Source organism: Rathayibacter sp. AC451, from assembly GCF_979253095.1.
In genome coordinates this window covers 224,435-243,865 of record NZ_CEEDBD010000001.1, presented here as the reverse complement: position 1 = coordinate 243,865, position 19,431 = coordinate 224,435, and the positions used below count along the sequence as shown (strand labels likewise).

Here is a 19,431-nt window from a genome sequence, read left to right as displayed (position 1 = left end):
GCAGCGGTGATCAGCTGCCGAAGCGGCGGTGCCGCCCCGCGTAGTCGCGCAGAGCGCGGAGGAAGTCGACCTCGCGGATGTCGGGGCCGAGCGCCTCCATGAAGTAGAACTCGCTGTGCGCGCTCTGCCAGAGCATGAAGTCCGAGAGGCGCTGCTCCCCGGAGGTCCGGATCACGAGGTCCGGATCGGGCTGACCGCTGGTGTAGAGGTGCTCGCCGATGAGCTCGGGGGTGAGCAGCTCGGCGACGTCCTCGATGGAGGACCCGCGCTTGCCGTGCTCGTCGAGGATACTGCGCACGGCCTGGGCGATCTCGTGGCGACCGCCGTAGCCGACCGCGAGGTTCACGTGCAGGCCGGTGTGCCGCGCCGTCCGCTCCTCGGCCGTGTCGAGCGCGGTGATCAGCGACTCCGGCAGACCGTCGTCGGAGCCGACGTGCTGCACCCGCCAGTCGGGCTGCTGCGAGACCTCCTCGGCGAGATCGGCGATGATCGCGATCAGCTCGGTGAGCTCGGAGCTCTCACGGCCGACGAGGTTGTCCTGCGAGAGCAGGTAGAGGGTGACGTGCCGGATGCCGAGCTCGTCGCACCACTGCAGGAACTCGTGCACCTTCGCAGCCCCCGCGCGGTGCCCGTGCGCGGCGGTCTCGAGCGCCCGCTGACGTGCCCACCGACGGTTGCCGTCGATGATCATCGCGACGTGGTTCGGCAGCGTCCCAGGAACGAGGCTCGACCGCAGGCGCTTCTTGTAGACGCCGTAGAGGAGGTCCCTCCCCACAGGCAGTCTCGGCTTCGGCACATCGCTACGGTAGTCGATGCCCGGGGCGCCGAAGGGTCACCGCGTACCGAGCGGCGCTCGGCGGGGTCACCGGAGCGAGCCGTATCCTGAGCCGTATGAGCCACCGGCCGACGCCCCCCGCCCCCGATCCGGCTCGCCGGTCCTCGCCCGCCGGGGACGACGCGGTGGCGCGGGACGACGCCTCAGGACCGGATCTCCCGAACGTCCCGCTCGTCGACGACGAGATCGAGAACGGCGCGGTCCTCGACGCGAAGCCCACCTGGCGCGGCTGGATCCACGCGGGACTGTTCCCGCTCGCGATCGTCGCGGGCGCCGTCCTCGTCGGGGTGGCGGACGGCGCGGCGGCCAAGTGGGCGGCGGTCGTGTTCGCGACCTCCTCGCTGCTCCTCTTCGGGAACTCGGCGCTGTACCACCGCTTCGACTGGCGGCCGAGGACGAAGATGATCCTGAAGCGGATCGATCACGCCAACATCTTCCTGCTCATCGCGGGCACCTACACGCCGCTCGCCGTGCTCGCCCTGCCGCCCGAGCAGGGCACGCTGCTCCTCGTGCTCGTCTGGTCGGGCGCGCTGCTGGGGATCGGCTTCCGGGTCTTCTGGATCTCGGCACCGCGCTGGCTCTACGTGCCGCTCTACCTCCTCCTGGGCTGGGCGGCCGTGATGTACCTCGGACCCCTGCTCGAAGCGAGCGCGACGATGATGGTCCTCGTCATCGTCGGCGGGCTCTGCTACACGGTCGGAGCCGTCGTCTACGGGATCAAGCGGCCCAACCCCGTTCCCGGGGTCTTCGGCTTCCACGAGATCTTCCACGCTCTCACCGCGGTGGCGTTCCTGTGCCACTGGACCGCGGCGCTGCTGATCTCGATCGACCCCGCGTACAACGGGGGCTGAGTCCGCGTCAGCGGTCGGAGGAAGAGCCCTCGGGTCGCTCCCGGGCCGCTGCGGCGTCGCGCTCGCGCTCCTCGGCGTCGAGCCGCTCCGCCACCTGCTCGCGGTAGGTCGTCCGGCGCACGCGGCGCACCATGTCCAGGGCGAGGAGCACCGCGGCCACGGCGATCACGAGCATCGTGATGAAGCCGAAGAGACCGGGCGTCACCGTGTCCTCGTTGAAGTCCGGAGCCGGGGACGGGGTCGCGGCGGCGACGCGGGCCAGCGCGAGACCGGCCGCGTCGACGACGGTGGAGACGGCGGCGGGGATCATGCGGGTCCCTCCTTCTGCTCATCGACGGGGTAGGCGACGTCGACTCCGGCGAAGAGATCGGTCTCGGGGGTCGGCGCCTCCACGCGCGACTGCACGAGCTGGAAGTCGTCGGTGGGCCACGCGGCGTCGATCGCCTCGTGCGGGAGGAAGAAGAACGCGTTGTCGGGAGCGACCTGGCTGGCGTGCGCGCGCAGCGCGGCGTCCCTCCGGTCGTGGAACCCCGAGATCAACACCTGGGTCGTCGCGAGGTAGGGCGCGTCGTCCGTCCAGCGCTTCATCTCCTCGAAGGTCGCCAGGCGCGGGTCCTCGGGGTCGAGGGAGCGCAGGTGCTCGGCGATCGCCCGCAGCTTCTGACCGCTGAAGACGCGGTCGTAGTAGAGCTTCGCGACCGACCACGGCTCGCCGAGCCCCGGGTACTCGTCGGGCTCCCCGGCGGCGCGGAACGCCTCCATCGCGACCTGGTGCGCCCGGATGTGGTCCGGGTGCGGGTAGCCGCCGTTCTCGTCGTAGCTGATGATCACGTGCGGCTTGAAGCGGCGGACGAGTCGCACGAGCGGAGCGGACGCCGTCTCGAGCGGGAGCGCCGCGAAGCTCGACGGCGGCACGGAGCCGTCCTCCTCCATGCCGGAGTCGACGAAGCCGAGCCAGGTGTGCTGGACGCCGAGGATCCGCTGAGCCTCGGCCATCTCGAGGCGGCGCAGGCCGCCCATGTCCCGCTCGGCGTGCGCGCGGGCGGCGAGCGCCTCGTTGAGCACGGAGCCGGCCTCGCCCCCGGTGCAGGAGACGACCATCACCTCGGCGCCCCGGTCGGCGTAGGCCGCGAGGGTCGCGGCGCCCTTGCTCGACTCGTCGTCGGGGTGGGCGTGCACGGCGAGGAGGCGCGGGACCTCCCGCACCTCCGAATCGACGGAGACCTCGGCGGCCTGGGACACGATCGCTCGATTCCTCGGGGTTTAATGGGGTCGACGCGGCGGCTCTTCGAGCGCGCGTCGTCCGTCAAGAGTAGACGCAACATCCAGGGAGTTCCGTGGTCGCCCGCACGTCCGACAGCTCCGAGCGGAGCGACGAGATCGCGGAGGGCGCCGAGGGCACCGCTCCCGAGCCGGACGGGTTCCCCGAGGCCGGTCCCCTCGCCTCGCGTTACGGACGCACGCCCCGCACCCGCCGCGGAAACCGCTGGCTGTTCGGCGCCGTCGCTCTGGCCTTCGTCGCCGTCTTCGCCGCCTGGGTGGTCTGGGCGGGTCTGGACAGCGGACGCGACGGCGTCGACGTCCAGGACACGGCGCACCAGGTCGTCGACGACCGCACCGTGACCGTCTCCTTCGACCTCACCGCGCCGGTCGGCACGGAGGTCGCGTGCGCCGTCCAGGCGCTCAACGAGCAGTCCGCCGTAGTGGGCTGGCTCGTCGTCGAATACCCCGCCTCGGACGACCGCTTCCGCTCCTTCACCGAGACCGTGCGCACCACCGAGCTCGCGAACACAGGTTTGATCTCGTCCTGCTGGCTCCCGTAGGGTTGCCGGGTGCCCTGACGGACTCGTCGGGGCCTTGTCTTTTTCCCGCCGCCGCCGGGCGCCGGGCGGAACGGACGACGGGGTGCGAGCTCCTCGGCCCGCCGCTCGGACGCGCTGCACGCGGCAGTCACGTGAGGAGCCCACCATGGCCGACCAGCCTCAGGTCACCTGGATGACCCAGGAGTCGTACGACCGCCTCCAGGCGGAGCTGAACGAGCTGTCCACCGCCGGACGCGAGGAGATCGCGAAGCGGATCGAGGTCGCTCGCGAGGAGGGCGATCTCAAGGAGAACGGCGGCTACCACGCCGCCAAGGACGAGCAGGGCAAGATCGAGGCGCGCATCAGGCAGCTGACCTCGCTGCTGCGCGAGGCCGAGATCGGCACGCCCCCCGAGAGCCACGGAGTGGTCGAGGCCGGCACGATCATCACCGCCGAGATCGCGGGCGACGAGTCGCGCTTCCTGCTCGGCAACCGCGAGATGGCGGGCGAGAGCGACCTCGACGTCTACAGCCCCCAGAGCCCGCTCGGCTCGGCGATCATGGGCCTGAAGCTCGACGACTCGACCAGCTTCGAGGCTCCCAACGGCCGGACCATCACGGTCCGGATCGTGAACGTCGAGACCTGGAACGGCCACTGATCGTCCTCCGGTCGCCCGTCCGCGGTGTTGTCGTCCGTCGCCGTACCTGACGGTACGACTCCCTCCTCCGCCTCGCGGACGCGGTGTTGTCGTCGATCGCCGCACCTGACGGTACGACTCCCTCCTCCGCCTCGCGGACGCGGTGTTGTCGTCGATCGCCGCACCTGACGGTACGACTCCCTCCTCCGCCTCGCGGACGGACGACCGGGTAACGATCCGCCGACCGAGACGCCACCTGTGAGGCCCCGGAGGGGCCGGCGGGTGGCGTCTTCCGTCGGCGCAGGTCAGTTCTGAGACACCCTGGGCTCGTAGCCGGCGTCGCGGAGGACCTGGAGGACGCGCTCGGCGTGCTCGGGTCCGCGGGTCTCGACGCTGATCTCGAGCTCGACCTCGCTGATCTGCAGGCCCCGCCCGTGCCGGGTGTGCAGCACCTCGACGACGTTCGCGTTCGCCTCCGAGATCAGCTCCGAGATGCGGGCGAGCTGGCCCGGGCGGTCCGGCAGCCCGATGCTCATCTTGAGGTAGCGCTCCGACGCGGCGAGTCCGCGGCTGATCACGCGCTCCATCATGAGCGGGTCGATGTTGCCGCCCGAGAGGATCACGGCGGTCGGTCCAGCATCGCGGATCTTCCCGGTGAGGATCGCGGCGATGCCGACCGCGCCGGCGGGCTCGACGACGAGCTTCGCGCGCTCGAGCAGGACCAGAAGGGCGCGGGCGATGTCGTCGTCCTCGACCGTGACGACCTCGTCGACGACGTCGCGGATGATCTCGAAGTTGAGCGTCCCGGGCATCGCCACCGCGATGCCGTCCGCGATCGTCGGAGTGATCGTGATGAGCGTCGGCTCGCCGCTCGCGAGAGACAGCGGGTACGGGGCCGCGTTCGCCGCCTGCACCCCGATGACGCGCAGGGTGCGCCCCTCGCGGGCCGCCTTCTGCTTGGCGGCCGAGGCGACGCCCGCGATCAGACCGCCGCCTCCGATCGGCACGACGATCGTCTCGACGCCCGGAGCCTGCTCGAGGATCTCGAGGCCGATGGTCCCCTGCCCCGTGACGACGTCGGGGTGGTCGAACGGCGGGATGAAGACCGCTCCGGTGCGCTCGGCGAACTCGATCGCGGCCGCGAGGGCCTCGTTGAAGATGTGGCCGCTCAGCACGACGTCCGCGCCGTAGTCGCGGGTCGCGGCCAGCTTGGGCAGGGCGACTCCGATGGGCATGAAGATGGTGGCGTCGATGCCGAGCTCGCGGGCGGCGTAGGCCACGCCCTGCGCGTGATTGCCGGCCGAGGCCGCCACGACGCCGCGTGCGCGCTCCTCGGGCGAGAGGCGCGACATCCGGAACACCGCTCCGCGGATCTTATAGGAGCCCGTGCGCTGCAGGTTCTCGCACTTGAGGAAGACGGGCGAGCCCAGCACCTGGGCGAGGAAGGTGCTCGTCTCCATGGGGGTGTTCGCGATCACGGGGGCGATCACGCTGCGGGCCTCCTCGAACTCGAGGAGGGACGGTCCGACGACGCGGCTAGTCTGCATGCTCTGCGGCAACTTTCTCGGGGGTTCGGGTGGGCGAGCGCCAGGCACCGCTCGCGACGTAGTTGACCATGACGTTGAGGGTCGCGACGAAGGGGACCGCGAAGAAGGCACCGGCGATGCCCGCGACGATGGAGCCGCCGGCGACCGCGAGGACGACCGCCAGGGGGTGGATCTTGATCGCCGATCCCATCACGAGCGGCTGGAGGATGTGCCCCTCCAGCTGCTGCACGCCGAGGACGACGATCAGCAGGATCAGGGCGATGAGCGGACCGTTGTAGACGAGGGCGATGAAGACCGCGAGAGCTCCGGTCGCCACCGCGCCGATCACGGGCACGAAGGAGCCCAGGAACACGAGGACGCCGATCGGGATGGCCAGCGGCACCCCGAGGAGTGCGGCGCCGACGCCGATGCCGACGGCGTCGATGAACGCGACGAAGATCTGCACCTTCACGAAGTTGGTGAGGGTGACCCAGCCGGCGCGTCCCGCGCCGTCGACGGCGGGGCGCGCGCGGTGCGGGAAGAGGCGCACGACCCAGCGCCAGATGTTCGGGCCGTCGATGAGGATGAACAGGGTCGAGAAGAGGGTCAGCAGCACGCCGGTGAGCACGTGGCCGATCGTCGATCCGACGCTGAGGGCCCCGCTGACGAGCATCCCCGAGTCCTGCTGCAGAGCAGTGAGCGCCTGCTGCGCGTACTGGTTGATCTCGCCCTCGGTGAGGTGCAGCGGCGACTCGAGGAGCCAGGCCTTGAGGTCGTCGTAGGACTCGACCGTCTGGCGGCTGAGATCGTCGAAGCCCTGGTACACCTGCGTGACCACCAGGAAGAGCAGCCCGCCGATGATCACGATGATGCCGAGCTCGGCGACCGTGATCGCGAGCCACTTGGGCCACCGGTGCCGCTGGAGGAAGCCCGAGAACGGCACGAGGAGCGCGGCGATGACGATCGCGACCAGAAGCGGGATGACGATGAGACGCAGCTCGATGATCAGGAGCGCCAGCACCGCGAGGGCGGCGACGACCACGAGGACGCGCCACGCCCAAGCCCCGGCGATGCGCATCCCGTCGCTCACGAAGGCCGAGTCGGGACCCGGACGGGACGTCCCCGGCACGCGCTGAACGGGCGGCGGCGCGGTGTCGACGACGCGGGGGCCGGAGGAGCGGCGGGACCTGCCGAGTCTCATCTGCCCAGACTAGGCCCCGGTGCATTCCGGAGGCGGTATCGACTGCGAGGACTCAGGAGGAGGCCCTCACGGCCACCGGGCGGGACGGTGCGGAGTCGCCGTCGATCATGATCGGCCCCCGCGGCCCCGCGCCGGGAACCGGTGGGGAACGCCGGGCGGCGTCCGCAGACGATGTCGGAGGCCTTCGCTAGCGTGGTCGGACCATGACCGAGCAGCTCTCCCCCGCCCTCGCGCGCCGCATCGCCCTCGCCGCGCAGGGCTTCGAGCGCCGCGGCCGCCGCGCGTCGGCACGCGGCAGATCGTCCAGGCCGTCGACCGCATCCGGCCCCTGCAGCTCGACTCGGTCAACGTCTTCGAGCGGAGCCACTACCTGCCGCTGCTCGCGCGCCTGGGACCGTACGACCGGGCCCTGCTCGACGCCGTCGCCTTCACGCCGAGAGGGCACTACCTCGAGTACTGGGCGCACGAGGCCGCGCTGATCCGCCGGGCCGACGTCCCGCTCTACCGCTGGCGGATGGAGCACTACCGCCGCACCGCGCTCCCCGAGCACGAGGGGGTGGGCCGCCGAGAACAGGTCCACGCTCGACTGGCTGAGGGCGGCTCTGGCCGACGGGCCCCTGCGCGCCTCCGAGATCGAGCACGAGTCGAACACCCGCACGGGCCCGTGGTGGGGCTGGTCCGACATCAAGCGCGGCCTCGAGGTGCTCTTCCGCTGGGGCGAGGTGGTGAGCGCCGGCCGGACCCGGTTCGAGCGCTCCTACGCCCTCGCCGATCGGATGCTGCCGCGCGAGGTCCTCGAGACCGAGGTCTCCGAGCAGGACGCCGTCCGCGAGCTCGTGCGCCGCTCGGCCGTCGCCCACGGCATCGGCACGCTCGGCGACCTCGCCGACTACCACCGTCTGCGGCAGGCACCGGCGCTCGCCGCGGTCCGCGACCTCGTCGACTCCGGAGAGCTCGTCCCCGTGGAGGTGCGCGGGTGGGAGCGATCCGGTCGCCCGATGGCCCTCTGGCGCCACACCGCCGCCCGACGGCCGCGCACGCTGCGAGCCGACGCGCTGCTCTCCCCCTTCGATCCCCTCGTCTGGCATCGCCCGAGAGCCGAGCTGCTCTTCGGCTTCCACTACCGGATCGAGATCTACACGCCCGCCGAGAAGCGCGTGCACGGGTACTACGTCCTCCCGGTGCTGCTCGACGACGTCCTCGCCGCCCGGGTCGACCTCAAGAGCGACCGGCAGAGGAGGGTGCTGCGGGTGCAGGCCGCGTGGCTCGAGCCCGGCGCCCCCGCCGACACGGCCGAGCGGCTCGCCGTGCTCCTCGTCGAGGCCGCGGCCTGGCAGGGGCTCGAGGGCGTCGAGGTCGTCGAGCGGGGCACGCTCGCGACGGCGCTGCTCGCCGCGCTCCGCACCGGGCACGCGGATGTCCTAGCGTGAGCGGCATGGTGGACGAACGCTCCGGATCGATCGCGCTCGCCCTCTCCGAGAAGTGCGTGGGGCTCCTCCTCGAGCGCGGCACGGTGAAAGGCGTCAGCTCGATCGACCTCGCGCACGCCGCCGGCATCTCGCTCCGGACCTTCCACCGCTACCTCGGCGGCAAGGAGGACTGCGTGCGGCCCGTGCTCTACGCGGCCATCGCGGCGATGGGCCGCGAGCTCCTCGCGCGCCCCGCCGACGAGCCGCTGCACCGCGCCCTCGGCGCCGCCTTCGCCGCCGCCGCGTCCGGGCCGCAGCTCGATCGCACGCTCCGGCTGATCCCGCTGCTCACCGAGACCCCCGCCATGCGCGCGGTCTGGGCGCAGTCCCTCCACGACGGCGAGGCGGCCCTCACCCCCTCGATCGCCGAGCGGATGGGGATGGAGCCCGAGGAGACCCCCCGGGCGGCGGTCCTCGCCACGGTCGTGATGGCGCTGGTGCGCCGAGCGCTCGTCGACGCCGTCGCCACCGGAGTCGATCCCGCGCCCGTGTTCGACGAGTACCTGACGACGCTCGGCGGCGGACCGCTCGCCGCGCCGACCGGGCGCTGAGGCCGCCGCACGGCCCCGCTCAGGCGGCGGTCACCGGCCTCCGCATGGGGAGCTCAGAACTGGACGCGCGGCGGCTCCGAGATCGCGGCGAGGTTGTCCACCTCGAAGAAGTCCCGCTCCGAGAAGCCGAGCCGCCGCGAGAAGAGCGTGTTGGGGAACACCTTCACCTTGGTGTTCATCTCGCGCACGCCGCCGTTGTAGAACCGGCGGGCCGACTGGATCTTGTCCTCGGAATCGACGAGCTCGCCCTGGAGCTGGAGGAAGTTCTGGCTCGCCTGCAGCTGCGGGTACGCCTCCGCGACGGCGAAGATCGACTTGAGCGCCTTCTGCATGTGGTCCTCGGCGACGGACGCCTCCGCCGGCCCCTGGGCGGACAGCGTCTCGGCCCGGGCGCGCGTCACCTGCTCGAACACCTGGCGCTCGTGGGAGGCGTAGCCCTTCACCGAGTCGATGACGTTCGGGATCAGATCCGCGCGCCGCTTCAGCTGAACGGTGATGTCGCTCCACGCCTCGTCGACCCGGACATTCAGGGTGACCAGGGAGTTGTAGGTCGCCCAGAGGTAGATCCCGAGGATCACCACGAGGGCCACGACGACGATGAGCGGGACCAGCCATTCCATGCCGACAAGTGTAGGGAACACGGGTCGGCCGCTCTCACGGGCACGGCGCTTTCGCAGTGTCCGTGAGGACGTCTACTTCAGCGTCTTCTGCAGCAGCACCGTGCTGAGCCAGCGGTTGAACTTGAAGCCGACCCGGCCCATCCGCCCCACCTCGACGAAGCCGTACTGCGCGTGCATCGCCAGCGACGCCTCCGCGCCCTTGTCGGCGATCACGGCCATGATCTGCCGGATGCCCACGGCCTTCGCCCGCTCCAGGAGCTCGGTCATCAGCGCCTTGCCCAGGCCCTTGCCGGTGGAGGCCGCGCGGAGGTAGATCGAGTTCTCGACCGTGAAGCGGTACGCGCGCTTCGAGGACCACGGCGAGACCATCGCGTAGCCGAGGATCTGGCCCGACGGCGACACCGCGACGATGAAGGGCAGCCCGAGCTTCTGGTTCCTGGTGAACTTCGAGCGCCACTCCTGGATCGTGGAGTCGTCCTCGTCGAACGTCACGACGGTGTTGCGCACGTAGTGGTTGTAGATCTCGCGGATGTCGGGGAGGTCCTCCTCGCGCGCCTCGCGGATCTCGTACGAGAAGTCGGGCTCGGGCGGAGGCGTCCTCCGCAGGTGCGGCGGCAGGACGCGTCGCTGCTCGTACTCTTCCTCAAGCATGGGGGTCCCCTCCGTCGATCCGGGCCGCTCGCGCGGACAGCGTCCAGCGTATCGGCGCACCGCCCGGCCCTGCGGCGCGGCCGCTCACTCCGCCAGGCTCCAGTCGACCGGCTCGGCGCCGCGCTCGACGAGCAGCGCGTTCGCCCGGCTGAAGGGGCGCGAGCCGAAGAAGCCCCGCGAGGCCGACAGGGGGCTCGGATGGGCGCTCTCGACGATCCCCGCGTCGCCGAGGAGCGGGCGGAGGTTCGCCGCGTCCCTCCCCCAGAGGATCGCGACGAGGGGAGCGTCCCGTGCCGCGAGCGTCCGGATCGCGTGCTCGGTGACCGCCTCCCAGCCCTTCCCGCGGTGCGACGCGGGCGCACCGGGAGCGACGGTCAGGACGCGGTTGAGCAGCATCACGCCGCTGCTGGTCCAGGCGCCGAGGTCGCCGTGCTCGGGAGGAGCGACGCCGAGGTCGTCGCGCAGCTCGCGGTAGATGTTCTGAAGGCTCCGCGGCACCGGGCGGACGTGCCGCTCGACCGCGAAGGAGAGCCCGATCGGGTGCCCCGGCGTCGGGTACGGGTCCTGGCCGACGATGAGCACGCGCACGTCGGCGAGCGGTGCGCGGAAGGCCCGGAGCACGTCCGCCCCCGCGGGCAGGTAGTGCCGGCCTGCGGCCACCTCGGCGCGCAGGAAGTCGCCCATCGCGGCGATGTCGGGGCCCACCGGCGCCAGCGCCGATGCCCAGCCCGCGTCGATCAGGCCGGCGCCCGCCAGCTCCTGCAGATCCACGGGTCAGCTCGCGGCGAGCGTGGCCACGAGCACCCCGGTCTCGCCGGCGCTCGCGCGCCAGACGGACCCGGCACCCGAGACGCGCAGGGCTCCTGTGCCGACCGTCAGAGCGGTCGACTCGTCGATCGCGACCCCGCCGTCGACGAGGCCGGCCTCGACTGCGGCCACGAGGCGGCCGAGGGTGCCCCACTGCGCGGCGTGCACGTCGATCGAGACGTCGACCAGGCCGATGCCTTCGAGCACCGTCACCTCGTCGAGCTCCTCCGCGGCGTCCTCGGGCGCCACGACGACGCCGCCGATCCGGGATCCGCCGACGATCGCCCGGTCGGCCGCGATGGCGGCGCCGGCCGAGAACCCGGCGTAGGGAGTACCGGAGGAGACCAGGTCGCGCAGGCGCTCGAAGGAGTCCTCGAGGGCGTCGCGGTACGCGGGGGTGAGCCCGCCGCCGACGAAGATCCCGTCGACCTCGTCGAAGACGGACGGATCGATCCGGCCGCCCTCGGGCTTGAGCACGGCGACCGGCTCGATCGGGCCGACCGATGCGAGCGTCGCCGCGTATCCGGAGTAGGCCTCGGGCCCCAGACCGTCGTGCACCACGACGATCGCGATGCGCGGGCCCTCGATCCGACCGGCGTCGACGGCGCGGGCGCGCGCCTCCGCCAGGAAGGCGCCGTAGAGGTCGGAGTCGTGCTCCGGCCCGCCTCCGCCGCCGATGAGGTGGACGCTCATTCGCCGTCCTCCGCGAGAGCGCCGTCGACCGGAGGGAGGGCCGACCAGGGGAAGACGATCCAGCGCGGGGTGCGGCGCCAGAAGAAGTCCGGCTCGAGGACGGTGCGGGGCTTCGTGTAGAGCGTGACGGTGCGGACCTCGGCACCCATGGCCTCGATCAGCTTCACCGACAGGGCGAGCGTGTGGCCGGAGTCGGACACGTCGTCGACGAGCAGGACCCGCTTGCCGCGGACCGAGGCCTCGTCCAGGAGCGGAGGGAGCACGACGGGGGCGGCGAGCCGCGCCTCGACGCCGGTGTAGAACTCGACGTTCAGCGCCCCGCAGCTCTTGATGCCGAGGGCGTACGCCACGGCTCCGGCGAGCAGCAGACCGCCGCGGGCGATGGCGACGACCAGCTCGGGCCGATAGCCCGTGGCGACGACGTCGTCCGCGAGATGCCGCGCGGCGTCGCCGAACTCGAGCCAGCCGAGGACCTCCTTCTCCGTGGCGGCGAGGAGGGCGGCGGAGTCGTCGGCGTCGGAAACCATGAGGGACAGGCTAGAGCGTCGCGCGCCTCCGCGTCACATCGCCCGAGGGCGGGCGGACGCCCCCCGTCAGAGCTTCGGAGCCAGCGGACCTCGGACGACCTTGTGCGGCGCGGCCTGCGCGACGGGCTTGATCGTCACCAGATCCAGGTTCACGTGCGCGGGCAGCTCCACGGAGGAGACGATCGCTGCGGCCACGTCCTCGGCCACCAGGGGCGCGGCGACTCCGTCGTACACCTTGTCGGCCCGCTCCTTGTCACCGCCGAACCGCACCAGGGAGAACTCCTCGGTGTGCACCATGCCCGGGGCGATCTCGACGACCCGGATCGGCTCGCCCGCGAGTTCGAGGCGCAGGACGGCGACCAGCGCGTGGGCCGCGAACTTGGCCGCGTTGTACCCGCCGCCGCCCTCATAGGCGACGTGGCCGGCGATGGAGGTGACCGTGACGATGTCGGCCGAGCCCTCGGAGCCGGCGTCGGCGACACCGCGGCGCAGCAGCGGCAGGAGCGCGCTGGTGACCAGCTTCACCGAGAGCACGTTGATCTCGAACATCCGGGTCCAGTCGGCCGGGTCGGACGCCTCCACGGTGTCGAGTCCGAGCGCGCCGCCGGCGTTGTTGACGAGCGCGTGCACGGCGCCGGTCTCGGCGAGGTGGTCGCGCAGGGCGTCGACCTGGGCGGAGTCGGTCAGATCCGCGGTGAAGAAGGTCGCGCCCGTCTCGGCGGCGAGCGCCTCGAGCCTCTCCTGCCGACGAGCCACGGCCACGACGTCCCATCCGTGCTCCCGGAACAGGCGGACTGTCGCCGCACCGATCCCTGAACTCGCTCCTGTCACGACGACGCGTCGAACCACGCTCGTCCCCTTCCGTCAAGCCTCGGACACCACCGACTCCGTCGTCGCCCCCAACGCTAGTCTGACCCGGTGAACCCCGCCGACCCCGCACCCGCGACCGGCGGAGTCGGCGCTCCCCCAAGCGCCGCGTCCCGCTCTGGGACAACGCCCGCTTCGTCTGCGTGACCCTGGTGGTCATCGGGCACGGGATCCAGCGCCTCACCGCCAACTCCGACGTGTCGCTGATCGTCTACCTCACGGTCTACGCGTTCCACATGCCGGCGTTCGCCATCATCTCCGGCTACTTCTCGAAGGCCGGAGCGCCGAACGCGCGGGCGATGCGCCGGGTGATGACCGACATCCTGCTGCCCTACCTGATCATGGAGACGGTCTGGACGCTGGTGCAGCTGGCGGTCGAGGGCAAGACCGAGTTCAATCCGACCAAGCCCAGCTGGACGCTCTGGTTCCTGCTCGCGCTGGGCATCTTCCGTCTGGTTCTCCCCTACCTCGCGCTCCTGCGCTGGCCGCTGCTGATCAGCGTCGTCCTCGCGGTCGGGGTCAGCTACTACGACAACATCGACTCGACCTTCTCGCTGGCGCGCGCGATCGGGATCCTGCCCTTCTTCGTCTTCGGCTGGCGGCTGCGCGGATGGCGGGCAGGCTCTCAGCTCCTCGTCGACCGCTGGCTCGCTCTGCCGACGGTCAGAGTCCTCGCGGTGCGCGCCGTCGCCCTCGTCCTCTTCGCCGTCACGGCGCTCGTGATGACGGTGAACATCGACGCGTTCCGGGCGGCCGACCTTCGCTACTGGTTCTTCTACGACCGCCCCTACGACGCCCTCGGCGAGACGGAGTGGTGGGCCGGCCTGGTCCGCCTGGCGCTGATGCTCACCGCGGTCGTCCTCTCCCTCGCCCTCTTCACACTCATCCCGCGCGGGCGCACGGTGCTGACGCACTGGGGCCAGTCGACGATGTACGTCTACCTGCTGCACAGCTTCGTCCTCTACCCGCTGCGGGAGTCGGGGGTGCTGTCGGCCGCGGACAGCACGTTCGCTCTGGTGCTGATGATCGTGCTCTGCATCGCTGTCTCGGTGGTGCTCTCGCTCGGCTGGACGCGGACCGTCTTCCACAAGCTCGTCGAGCCGCGCGCCGCCTGGCTCTTCGCCCCGGTGCAGGACGAGCGGCCCGAGCGGCCGCGGCGCGCCGATCCGACGGGCTCCAAGCGCGATCCGCGCGCCGCGCCCGATCGCAGCACGCCCGACCGCACCGCACCCCGCTGAGGCTGTCTTCGTCGCGGGATGACCTCGTGTGTCGGCGGACCTCGCACCCGCCCGGCCGCCCGCCTAGGCTCGTCGCGGCGGAGAACGGACTCCGCCCCTCCGCCGTCACGACCCGATTGGACGCACCATGACCGACCCCGCCCAGTGGCAGTTCGAGACCAAGCAGATCCACTCGGGAGCGGCGCCGGATCCGGTCACCAAGGCGCGCGCCACGCCGATCTACCAGACGACCTCCTACGTCTTCGACAACGCGGAGCACGCGAAGAACCTCTTCGCCCTCGCCGAGTTCGGCAACATCTACACCCGCATCCAGAACCCGACACAGGCCGTCGTGGAGGAGCGCCTCGCCGCGCTCGAGGGCGGCTCCGGCGCCCTGCTCCTCGCCTCCGGCCAGGCGGCCGAGACCGCGGCGGTCCTCAACATCGCGCACGCCGGCGACCACATCGTCTCGTCGTCCTCGATCTACGGCGGCACCTACAACCTGTTCAAGTACACACTGGCCAAGCTCGGCATCGAGACGACGTTCGTCGAGAACCAGGACGACCAGGAGGAGTGGCGCCGCGCGGTGCGCCCGAACACCAAGCTCTTCTTCGCCGAGACCATCGGCAACCCCAAGATCAACATCCTCGACATCCGCTCCGTCGCCGACGTCGCCCACGCCTCGGGCGTGCCGCTGATCGTCGACAACACGATCGCGACGCCGTACCTGATCCGCCCGTTCGAGCACGGCGCCGACATCATCGTGCACTCGGCCACCAAGTTCCTCGGGGGGCACGGCACGGTCATCGGCGGCGCCATCGTCGACGGCGGCACCTTCCCGTGGACCGAGAACGCGGAGAAGTTCCCCGGCCTCACGACGCCGGACGAGTCGTACCACGGCGCGGTCTACACGGCCGCGGTCGGCGACTCCCTCGCCTACATCATCAAGGCCCGCGTGCAGCTGCTGCGCGACCTCGGTGCGTCCATCGCCCCGGCGAGCGCCTGGCAGCTGATCCAGGGCATCGAGACCCTGTCGCTGCGCATCGAGCGCCACGTCCAGAACGCGCAGGAGATCGCGGAGTACCTCGAGAACCACTCCGATATCGCGTCGGTGAACTACTCCGGTCTGCCCACCTCGCCCTGGTACGCGGCCGCGAACCACTACGCGCCGAAGGGCGTCGGAGCGGTGCTGTCGTTCGAGCTCAAGGGCGGAGTCGATGCCGGTCGCGCGTTCGTCGATTCGCTCACCCTGTTCTCGCACCTCGCGAACATCGGCGACGTCCGCTCGCTCGTCATCCACCCCGCCTCGACGACGCACTCGCAGCTCACCCCCGAGCAGCAGCTGACCGCGGGCGTGACACCCGGACTCGTCCGCCTCTCGGTGGGCCTGGAGAGCATCGACGACCTGCGCGCCGACCTCGCCCAGGCCCTGCGGGCGGCCCGCGCCGTGGTCGAGGCGTCGCGCGCGAACGCCTGACCCGGCCTCGCGACACGTCACCGGTCGCGAAGGAACGGACGAGACCCCCTGCCGCGGCGGGGGGTCGAGTCCGTTCCGGCAGGACGCCGGGGGGCGTCGCGAGCGCGCGCGGGGCGGCCCTTCGAAGGAGGGGCGTAACACACGACGGCGCGGGGGCGGCGCTCTGACACGATGGAGACCGCTATGGACTGGCAGCAGACACTCGAGGACACCGTCCCTTCGGCGTTCGTCACCGAGCGCCAGCTCCGCTCGGTGATCGGCAAGCCGCCCGCCACCGGGGCCTGGCGCGACGGCGATCATCCCGGCAACCGCCGCTTCGTCGACGTCGGCCCCTTCGACTTCGAATCGGGCGGGCACCTGCCGCACCTGCGGATGGCCTACGAGACCTGGGGCGAGCTCTCCCCCTCGGGCGACAACGCGATCCTCGTGCTCCACGCGCTGACCGGGGACTCGCACCTCGTCGGCCGCGGCGAGACCGGCCACGCGACGGACGGCTGGTGGTCGGGACTCGTCGGACCCGGCGAGGTCATCGACACCGATCGCTGGTTCGTGGTCGCCCCGAACATGCTCGGCGGCTGCCAGGGGACGACCGGGCCGGCCTCGCTCGCTCCCGACGGGCACGAGTGGGGCGCGCGGTTCCCGTACACGAGCATCCGCGACCAGGTCCGGGCGCAGGTCCTCTTCTCGGACCTGCTCGGGATCACGCGCTGGCACACGGTCATCGGCGGCTCGATGGGCGGGATGCAGGCGCTCGAGTGGGGCATCGACCATCCGGAGCGCGTGGCCCGGCTCGCCGTGCTCGCCGCTCCCCCGCGTGCGACCGCCGATCAGATCGCGCTCAACTTCGTGCAGCTCGAGGCGATCCGCAGCGACGCGAACTTCGCCGGCGGCGCCTACTACGACGCCGGCGACGGTCAGGGCCCGTACCACGGGCTCGCCCTGGCCCGCCGGATGGCGCTGCTGAACTACCGCAGCCCCTCGGAGCTCAACGACCGCTTCGAGCGCAGCTGGCAGTCGGGCCTCAGCCCGCTCGGCGGCGGAGGGCGATTCGCGGTCGAGTCCTACCTCGACTTCCACGGCAACAAGTTCACCCGCCGCTTCGACGCCAACAGCTACATCACGCTCGTCGAGGCGATGAACTCGCACGACGTCGGCCGCGGCCGCGGTGGCGAGGCGGAGGCGCTCTCCCGCATCACCAGCCCGACCCTCGTCCTCGGCATCGACAGCGATCGGCTCTTCCCCGTCGAGGGTCAGCGGATCATCGCCGCCCATGCGCCGGGCAACATCGATGGAGACGAGGTGGCAGTGATCAGCTCCCCTTCGGCCACGACGCCTTCCTGATCGAGGACGACGTGGTCGGCGGGCACCTCTCGCGCCTGCTCGCCGTGTGAGCCGCTCCCGACCCGGGCGCCGTCAGTGGCTATCGTGAGTCGGGGGCCCTTCCCCCGACGATCCGAGGGAGTCGCGCCGTGCCCATGATCCGCAGCGTGCGGGAGCGCGACCGCCTCCTGCAGCAGTCCGCGCGAGCAGTGGGTCTGCTGACGGACAGTGCGGCGCTCGTGCTGGTCCTCGTGCCGGGCACCCTCGACCCGCTGGCCCAGCCCTTCGCCGTCGCGCTGCTGCTCGGACTCGCCGTGGTGCACGTCCAACTCGGCCGGAGCGGCAACCGGCTCTGGCTGGTCGCCAGCGGGGTCGGCGGGCTCCTGCTGGGCGCGGGGATCGCCGTCGACGTGGCGGACTCCCCCGGTTTCGCGGCGTTCGTGCTCGCGAGCACCGTCAATGCGATCACGAGCACCGTCGCCGTGGTCGTCAGCACGTCGCCCCGCCGGGCACTGACGCTGCTCCCGATCCTGCTCGCGAGCCTCGTGCCGTCGATGCTCGCCGCCAGCACCGCGATGACCCTGAACGTCGCGATCCTCAGCCTGCTGCCGTGGGGCTGCCTCTGCGCTTTCGCCCTCTGGATCAGCACCGCGGTGCCGCGGGTGGTGCGGCGGATCGACAGCATCGGCAACGCGCACCGCGTCGAACGGCAGGCCAGCGAGACGGAGGCGCAGCGTCGCCAGGGTGCCCGGCTCCTGCACGACACGGTGCTCGCCACGCTGACCCTGCTCGCCCACTCCGGGGTCGGCGTCTCCGTCGACGCCCTCCGCCAGCAGGCGGCCGAGGACGCGCAGCTCCTGCGGCAGCTGCGGCTCGGCGGCACGCCCACCCCGAGCGCCTCCGGCTCGTACCAGCTGACGAGCGTCACGAGCGCGCCCGCCGCGCACACCCTCGAGGGTGTCAAGAACCGCTTCGGACGCATGGGCCTGGACGTCATCTGGCACGGCTCCGGCCAGATCGTGCTCAGCGGCGCCGCGCTCGACTCGTTCCTCATGGCCCTCGCCGAGTGCCTCGGAGAACGTGCGGCGGCACTCCGGGGTCAACTCGGCCGATGTCACGATCACCGAGGACGACGGCACGGTGCGGGCGATGGTGACCGATGCAGGGGTCGGCTTCGACATCGGAACGGTCCCCGCCGCCAAGCTCGGCTTCAAGGAGTCGGTGGTGGCCCGGCTCGCGGATGTGGGCGGACGCACGCGCCTCTTCAGCGCGCCCGGCGCCGGCACGACCGTCGTCCTGGAAGTGCCGAAGTGACCGAGCCCGTCGCCCCGCTGCTCAACGGAGCTCCCCGCCGCCGGGGGCGCCCCTCGCGCGCGGCGTCCTCGGCCAAGCAGCAGCACGAGGGGCTCGGCACGAGCTATCTCGGCAGCGGCCTCACCGGCATCGCCCTCGCGATCATGGGGTACGAGCTCCTCGTCTTCCTCGGCAGCCTCGACGAGTACTCGATGCCGGGTCTCGGAGCAGCGGCGTGGCTGCTGCTCGGAGCGACCTTCGGAGCGACAGTGCTCGCCATCCGCCTCGCCGGTCAGAGCCTGCCCTCCTGGGCCTACGCGGCGTTCCTCGCCGGGGCGTCGGCCGCCGTCGTGCTCGATCTGGCCGCCGTGCTGGGAGCGGGCTCGCAAGCGGCCCCCACCGCCGCCGTGGCCGCAGCGGTCGCGCACACCGCCCTCATCGTGCACCGGCGCGGAGTCGAGATCATCGCCGTCGCGCTGGTCATCACGGCCGCCGAGCTCGCGGTCTTCGCCGCAATGGGGTGGGGCGACGCCGACGCGGTCTCGGTCCGCGTGAGCGCCCTCGTGCTCACCCTGACGCCCGCCGTGGTCGTCGTCGTGATGATGCGCGGCTTCCGGCGCATGGTGCAGCTCGAGATCGACCGGGCCCTGGTGCAGAGCACGACCGCCGGACCGCGCTACGCGGTCGGCATGCTCGCCTCGGAGGAACTCGCCCGCCTCGACCTGGCCGCGGAGCGCCTGCTCGCCGAGGTCGGCGACGCGAGCACGCCGCTGCCCCTCGACGCCGACCGGGCCGCGCACGCGGCGTCCCTCGCGACGCAGCTGCGTCTGCACCTCATCGAGGGCCGCCGCGAGACCTGGCTGCACCACGCGATCCTCGAATCCGAGTTCCTCGCTCCGCTCGTCCATCTCGACGATCCCGACGGCACGGCCGGGCTGCTCGGCCAGGCCCAGCGCGACGGCCTGCTCTCGGCCATCTGGCTCATCCTCGACGGCGCCGTCGGCACTCCCGCAGCCCTCCACGTCGAGGCCGGATCGCCCCCGTGAGCCCGCCCCGGACGCGCCCGCGCGCACTCTCCTCGTCCCGA

The 19,431-nt window shown here is 71.7% G+C and carries 18 protein-coding genes and 2 pseudogenes; 9 read left to right on the top strand and 11 right to left on the bottom strand.

Features of this window, described 5'->3' with window-relative positions; translation table 11 throughout:
• Positions 1–10: 10 nt before the first annotated feature.
• Positions 11–775: an isoprenyl transferase gene (locus tag AC0CID_RS01140; RefSeq protein WP_307786127.1), complete on the bottom strand. Its 765-nt coding sequence runs from the start codon at positions 773–775 to the stop codon at positions 11–13.
• A 116-nt stretch (positions 776–891) separates the two neighbouring features.
• Here AC0CID_RS01140 and trhA point away from each other — a divergent pair, with 116 nt between their 5' ends.
• Complete coding sequence (trhA, locus tag AC0CID_RS01135) at positions 892–1,686, top strand: PAQR family membrane homeostasis protein TrhA (protein ID WP_465225496.1); 795 nt, start codon at positions 892–894, stop codon at positions 1,684–1,686.
• A 7-nt stretch (positions 1,687–1,693) separates the two neighbouring features.
• On the opposite strand, the gene AC0CID_RS01130 is transcribed toward trhA, so the two are convergent.
• Together AC0CID_RS01130 and mca are read right to left on the bottom strand one after the other, a co-directional pair.
• A complete protein-coding gene (locus AC0CID_RS01130) occupies positions 1,694–1,996 on the bottom strand; it encodes a hypothetical protein (RefSeq protein ID WP_465225495.1) in 303 nt (100 codons plus the stop codon).
• Complete coding sequence (gene mca, locus AC0CID_RS01125) at positions 1,993–2,928, bottom strand: mycothiol conjugate amidase Mca (protein ID WP_465225494.1); 936 nt, start codon at positions 2,926–2,928, stop codon at positions 1,993–1,995. The genes AC0CID_RS01130 and mca overlap by 4 nt, the downstream gene beginning before the upstream one ends.
• 95 nt (positions 2,929–3,023) lie before the next feature.
• Between mca and AC0CID_RS01120 the strand changes: the two genes are divergently transcribed.
• Both AC0CID_RS01120 and greA read left to right on the top strand, forming a co-directional pair.
• A complete protein-coding gene (locus AC0CID_RS01120) occupies positions 3,024–3,509 on the top strand; it encodes a DUF4307 domain-containing protein (protein WP_465225493.1) in 486 nt (161 codons plus the stop codon).
• A gap of 145 nt (positions 3,510–3,654) precedes the next feature.
• Positions 3,655–4,146: a transcription elongation factor GreA gene (greA, locus tag AC0CID_RS01115; protein ID WP_207404859.1), complete on the top strand. Its 492-nt coding sequence runs from the start codon at positions 3,655–3,657 to the stop codon at positions 4,144–4,146.
• Positions 4,147–4,430: 284 nt separating this feature from the next.
• On the opposite strand, the gene ilvA is transcribed toward greA, so the two are convergent.
• Both ilvA and AC0CID_RS01105 read right to left on the bottom strand, forming a co-directional pair.
• The gene (ilvA, locus tag AC0CID_RS01110) at positions 4,431–5,672 is read right to left on the bottom strand and encodes a threonine ammonia-lyase (protein WP_207404861.1); all 1,242 of its coding nucleotides are present in this window, start codon (positions 5,670–5,672) and stop codon (positions 4,431–4,433) included.
• Positions 5,662–6,852, bottom strand: coding sequence for an AI-2E family transporter (locus AC0CID_RS01105; RefSeq protein WP_465225492.1), 1,191 nt, complete (start codon positions 6,850–6,852; stop codon positions 5,662–5,664). The genes ilvA and AC0CID_RS01105 overlap by 11 nt, the downstream gene beginning before the upstream one ends.
• A gap of 560 nt (positions 6,853–7,412) precedes the next feature.
• On the opposite strand from AC0CID_RS01105, the pseudogene AC0CID_RS01100 reads away from it, so the two are divergent.
• Positions 7,413–8,282 (top strand): annotated as a pseudogene (locus AC0CID_RS01100) (winged helix-turn-helix domain-containing protein); the annotation flags it as partial.
• 5 nt (positions 8,283–8,287) lie between these two features.
• Positions 8,288–8,872 carry a TetR/AcrR family transcriptional regulator gene (locus tag AC0CID_RS01095; protein WP_465225491.1) on the top strand — a complete coding sequence of 195 codons (585 nt, stop codon included), beginning with the start codon at positions 8,288–8,290 and terminating at the stop codon, positions 8,870–8,872.
• A 53-nt stretch (positions 8,873–8,925) separates the two neighbouring features.
• Here the strand turns inward: AC0CID_RS01095 and AC0CID_RS01090 are convergent, their stop codons facing one another.
• The 6 genes from AC0CID_RS01090 to AC0CID_RS01065 form a co-directional block, all read right to left on the bottom strand.
• Positions 8,926–9,492 (bottom strand): LemA family protein, encoded by a 567-nt coding sequence (locus AC0CID_RS01090; RefSeq protein WP_465225490.1) that lies wholly within the window; start codon positions 9,490–9,492, stop codon positions 8,926–8,928.
• 72 nt (positions 9,493–9,564) lie between these two features.
• On the bottom strand, positions 9,565–10,143 hold the full coding sequence (locus AC0CID_RS01085) for an N-acetyltransferase family protein (RefSeq protein WP_465225489.1): 579 nt from the start codon (positions 10,141–10,143) through the stop codon (positions 9,565–9,567).
• Between the two features lie 84 nt (positions 10,144–10,227).
• On the bottom strand, positions 10,228–10,914 hold the full coding sequence (locus tag AC0CID_RS01080; RefSeq protein ID WP_465225488.1) for a uracil-DNA glycosylase: 687 nt from the start codon (positions 10,912–10,914) through the stop codon (positions 10,228–10,230).
• Between the two features lie 3 nt (positions 10,915–10,917).
• A complete protein-coding gene (locus tag AC0CID_RS01075; protein ID WP_465225487.1) occupies positions 10,918–11,643 on the bottom strand; it encodes a Type 1 glutamine amidotransferase-like domain-containing protein in 726 nt (241 codons plus the stop codon).
• On the bottom strand, positions 11,640–12,170 hold the full coding sequence (locus tag AC0CID_RS01070) for a phosphoribosyltransferase (RefSeq protein WP_207404886.1): 531 nt from the start codon (positions 12,168–12,170) through the stop codon (positions 11,640–11,642). Before AC0CID_RS01070 ends, AC0CID_RS01075 begins: the two co-directional genes overlap by 4 nt.
• A 66-nt stretch (positions 12,171–12,236) precedes the next feature.
• Positions 12,237–13,019 carry an SDR family NAD(P)-dependent oxidoreductase gene (locus tag AC0CID_RS01065; protein WP_465225486.1) on the bottom strand — a complete coding sequence of 261 codons (783 nt, stop codon included), beginning with the start codon at positions 13,017–13,019 and terminating at the stop codon, positions 12,237–12,239.
• 161 nt (positions 13,020–13,180) lie between these two features.
• Here AC0CID_RS01065 and AC0CID_RS01060 point away from each other — a divergent pair, with 161 nt between their 5' ends.
• From AC0CID_RS01060 to AC0CID_RS01045, 4 genes and pseudogenes are all read left to right on the top strand, one after another.
• Positions 13,181–14,275, top strand: a complete 1,095-nt coding sequence (locus AC0CID_RS01060; RefSeq protein WP_465225485.1) for an acyltransferase family protein — start codon at positions 13,181–13,183, stop codon at positions 14,273–14,275.
• Positions 14,276–14,402: 127 nt separating this feature from the next.
• Entirely contained in the window at positions 14,403–15,731 is a 1,329-nt protein-coding gene (locus AC0CID_RS01055) for a bifunctional o-acetylhomoserine/o-acetylserine sulfhydrylase (RefSeq protein WP_465225484.1), read from the top strand.
• 183 nt (positions 15,732–15,914) lie between these two features.
• Positions 15,915–17,122 (top strand): annotated as a pseudogene (gene metX / locus AC0CID_RS01050) (homoserine O-acetyltransferase MetX).
• Positions 17,123–17,200: 78 nt separating this feature from the next.
• Positions 17,201–19,390: a hypothetical protein gene (locus tag AC0CID_RS01045; RefSeq protein WP_465225483.1), complete on the top strand. Its 2,190-nt coding sequence runs from the start codon at positions 17,201–17,203 to the stop codon at positions 19,388–19,390.
• Positions 19,391–19,431: the final 41 nt, after the last annotated feature.

Bases quoted from the DNA above. Each gene is read 5' to 3' on its own strand.
- AC0CID_RS01055 (WP_465225484.1), top strand. From the start codon at position 14,403: ATGACCGACCCCGCCCAGTGGCAGTTCGAGACCAAGCAGATCCACTCG.
- AC0CID_RS01085 (WP_465225489.1), bottom strand. From the start codon at position 10,143: ATGCTTGAGGAAGAGTACGAGCAGCGACGCGTCCTGCCGCCGCACCTG.
- AC0CID_RS01095 (WP_465225491.1), top strand. From the start codon at position 8,288: ATGGTGGACGAACGCTCCGGATCGATCGCGCTCGCCCTCTCCGAGAAG.
- greA (WP_207404859.1), top strand. From the start codon at position 3,655: ATGGCCGACCAGCCTCAGGTCACCTGGATGACCCAGGAGTCGTACGAC.
- ilvA (WP_207404861.1), bottom strand. From the start codon at position 5,672: ATGCAGACTAGCCGCGTCGTCGGACCGTCCCTCCTCGAGTTCGAGGAG.
- AC0CID_RS01075 (WP_465225487.1), bottom strand. From the start codon at position 11,643: ATGAGCGTCCACCTCATCGGCGGCGGAGGCGGGCCGGAGCACGACTCC.
- AC0CID_RS01090 (WP_465225490.1), bottom strand. From the start codon at position 9,492: ATGGAATGGCTGGTCCCGCTCATCGTCGTCGTGGCCCTCGTGGTGATC.
- trhA (WP_465225496.1), top strand. From the start codon at position 892: ATGAGCCACCGGCCGACGCCCCCCGCCCCCGATCCGGCTCGCCGGTCC.
- AC0CID_RS01105 (WP_465225492.1), bottom strand. From the start codon at position 6,852: ATGAGACTCGGCAGGTCCCGCCGCTCCTCCGGCCCCCGCGTCGTCGAC.
- AC0CID_RS01130 (WP_465225495.1), bottom strand. From the start codon at position 1,996: ATGATCCCCGCCGCCGTCTCCACCGTCGTCGACGCGGCCGGTCTCGCG.
- AC0CID_RS01070 (WP_207404886.1), bottom strand. From the start codon at position 12,170: ATGGTTTCCGACGCCGACGACTCCGCCGCCCTCCTCGCCGCCACGGAG.